The 3,196-nt window shown below is 32.7% G+C and carries 4 protein-coding genes; 3 read left to right on the top strand and 1 reads right to left on the bottom strand.

What is annotated here, in order from left to right:
* Window positions 1-476 (bottom strand): hypothetical protein (locus CIK00_RS20935; RefSeq protein ID WP_144043205.1); only part of this gene is annotated, 476 nt, incomplete at its 3' end.
* Window positions 477-847: 371 nt separating this feature from the next.
* Between CIK00_RS20935 and CIK00_RS20930 the strand changes: the two genes are divergently transcribed.
* The 3 genes from CIK00_RS20930 (at window position 848) to CIK00_RS20920 (ending at window position 2,962) form a co-directional block, all read left to right on the top strand.
* Window positions 848-1,291 carry a hypothetical protein gene (locus CIK00_RS20930; protein WP_101770462.1) on the top strand — a complete coding sequence of 148 codons (444 nt, stop codon included), beginning with the start codon at window positions 848-850 and terminating at the stop codon, window positions 1,289-1,291.
* A 431-nt stretch (window positions 1,292-1,722) separates the two neighbouring features.
* Window positions 1,723-2,574 carry a hypothetical protein gene (locus tag CIK00_RS20925; protein WP_101770460.1) on the top strand — a complete coding sequence of 284 codons (852 nt, stop codon included), beginning with the start codon at window positions 1,723-1,725 and terminating at the stop codon, window positions 2,572-2,574.
* The gene (locus CIK00_RS20920) at window positions 2,561-2,962 is read left to right on the top strand and encodes a hypothetical protein (protein ID WP_101770458.1); all 402 of its coding nucleotides are present in this window, start codon (window positions 2,561-2,563) and stop codon (window positions 2,960-2,962) included. Before CIK00_RS20925 ends, CIK00_RS20920 begins: the two co-directional genes overlap by 14 nt.
* The last annotated feature ends 234 nt before the right edge of the window (window positions 2,963-3,196 follow it).

Genomic DNA, 3,196 nt, shown 5'->3' with positions numbered 1-3,196 from the left:
TCATCCCAATACTTCGCAATTGAATCTTTAGATACAACATCACCAATAGCTTTCCGCAATTCACTTTTTGGGTAACGTGCTTTAATAATTTCTATTTTTTCTTCAACAGATAATATTTTTATCGCATCAAATAATATTTTTTTCGTTTTAATTGAACGCTGCATATTAGATGATATTTTTTTAACCTTTGGATTATGTCTTAGTACCTTTACAGATTTTTTAATTGGTACAGACTTAATCGTACAGTCTCGATTAATATTTTCTTTTTCAATTTTCATTTGAATTGGTACGGACTTAACCGTACGTTCTCGAATAACATTTTCTTTTTCAAGTCTCATTTTAATTGCTCGCTTAACCCAAGCAGCAAAAGGAACATCTCCTCTAACAGCATCAACAAGTGCAAGTAAGTCTTTATCCATACGCATATCTTTACGCACCGACGTTGCAGTTTCATTTGCTCGTTTATTATTTTTCACTGTACGGACTCCAAACAAATATAAAAATGACAAGTGCGGACAATGTAGCACAAAAAATGATCGCTTTCATAAAGAAACATCACATTTTGATAGATTTATTTTAAATCTACCTCACATACAAAAATACCGCCTCAAATTGGGCGGTATTTAACAGTTAATCTATTTATGAGTACTAACACAAAGATAGGAAAATTAAACAGTAAAAAACGTTCTGTTAGTTTTACTCTTACTTTATTGGTCGAGAGGTTGTGTCTGTATTTGAGATATAACTCTAGTACGTTATCTTTGGATTTGTTAAAGTACTTGTATTTTAAATAAGTACTTGTTTATTAACAATAAAATTCAATTTTGCAACATTAAGGTATATAAATATGAGAATTAATACAAAATTATTAGAACTTCCAAATTTGGTTCAGCAACAAATTGAAGAGGATTTTACAACTGAAAATTATCTTTCTTCTCGTCATTGTTCGCTGGTTCATTTTATGAATGATCATTATTTACGTCCTGATTCTTATCGTTCGATTGATGATCCTAGTTATCGTTCGCCTACACTTCCTGAAATCACAGAAGTTATTGAACATTTAGCGTCTATTCATTCGTTAACAATCGTAGCAAAACAGCTCGGCATTATTGGTGTCAATCAAACGAGAACATTAAGGCGGTGGCAAAAGGGAATCAATATTATGCCTTATTCAGCTTGGCGTTTATTGCTTATATTAGATGGCCGTGTAGTTGAAGTTAATCGCATAATTGAAGAAGATGGTTCTAAGCCTTGGACTTATAATTATGAAGATTCAAAAAATAAGGCATAAGGTGAATATTGCCTTACTTTTACTAATTTAAAACAAGACTAGTTAACAGTATCCATCTAATGTGATCCGATACGCTGTAACGCCCAGATACAACAAAGGTCGCCATTAGCGACCTTAAATCTACCTCACATACAAAAATACCGCCTCAACTTGGACGGTATTTAACAGTTAATCTATTTATGCGTATTAATTTTCAAGGATGAATAATAAAATCATTCACAATTCAGTGATTGGGATTAACAGTCATTAAACCGTTCCCTTTACTGTTGGAAAAGTAAACAGAACACGCAGCTATTATGTCGTTAAACACTATAACTATCAAAACTCGCCTATTTAAAATATCTTTTTTGCCACTAACATAATACAACCTGTTGCTGATGATCCAATTTCAATAATATAATCAATACTTTTAACCATAGAAGATTATCAAATTGAACCAAGAATCACTGTTAGAATTTCATTTTGAGTACAATCAAGATCGAAGAAACCCAAGCGAAGTATTTCATGCATTAGGTTATTTCATAGAAGCTTATACTTATTGTGGGCGCATTCTTGCTGATGCTATAGATGAAGAACTCGACTTTGATATTAAGTTGGAACAAATTAGTGACGGTTCAATTAGGGCTTTTTTCAAGAAATGCTTTATCGACCTAATTTCCCCAGATCAATTCCTTAATGACCTCCAAGGTGAAATCAGCACAAAAGAACAAATTGAGCATATAGCTGCTCGTGAAACAGACAGACTAAAAACAAAATTAAGCCAAGATGAAAACAATCAAAGTAAAGCAATATCCCCACAAATTAATAGTATTGATGTTGCGCTTTTATTGGAAAAGCTAAGCGCTGCAACAGAAAACTTACAGCATAATGAAAAAATAAGCATTGGTAATGGTGATCCAAATTTGCCACCAACTAACGTTATAACATTTGACCCAAAATTCCGATACAAAGGTAAAACAAATGAAATGTTTAACAAAAACTTCATTCGCACTCATGATGGAGAAGAGGTTATAGATGTTCTGAAATCATACTTTCGTGGGGATAATATGTGGCAATTTGAAAATCAGAACACAAAATTTCAATATAATGCTGTTATTGAAGATAAAAAATGGTTGAATGAATTTCATAACGGCACAAAACTAGCGCAACCAACAACTAGCTTACGAGTTCATTCATGTTATGAAGTTTGGAAAATTAATGGTCAACACAAGGCTAAAAACGCAAAAATAATCAAGGTGATAGATACTATTGAGCATAAAGAAAAACAGCATGATCTCATCTGATGAGATTAAAATTGTTTCAATCCCGTATCTCTTTATTGCAATTCCATTCATTGTCATGATTGCAATAAGAATACTAACTGATGACTGGTATAATGTTCTTGTTACCAGTGATTGGTCTATAGCCAGCGCCATGATTTACTCAACTTGTATGTTTAATATATTGAACAGCACAAGAGGATTAAACGTTAATGGAGTAACTTTAAACTGGTTTATAGTTAAGTCATTAGTAGGTATATCTCTAAATATAGCAATTTACTGTGTAATTATAATGAAACCAAACATAGTAGCAGGAATTGCTCAAGTTATTCTATTTGCACTCGCTAGCAGAACTCATTTCAAATATGGATTAGCAGCATATAGACTAGACAAGAAAGAAAAGCAACAATAACGAAACATAACAATCTCAAAGGTATAGGTGGTTTTCTGTGCCTTCAAACCCACTAAAATATTAACATCTACCAGTTTTCATTAATCCATCTCGCAATAAATCACTTATCAGTCTGATGCGACCCAAATATCCGTCAAATCGCCCCGAGAAACGATTTTAAGACCACAAATACCTATCACTCGATACCTAGTATTACTTTTCGCTAAAGCCGGCTGTATTTAACAGTATGCATCT

It is taken from the genome of Photobacterium carnosum, from assembly GCF_002849605.1.
Classification (GTDB): domain Bacteria; phylum Pseudomonadota; class Gammaproteobacteria; order Enterobacterales; family Vibrionaceae; genus Photobacterium; species Photobacterium carnosum.
The sequence above is the reverse complement of the archived record's forward strand: the minus strand, read 5'-3'. Positions and strand labels throughout refer to the sequence as shown.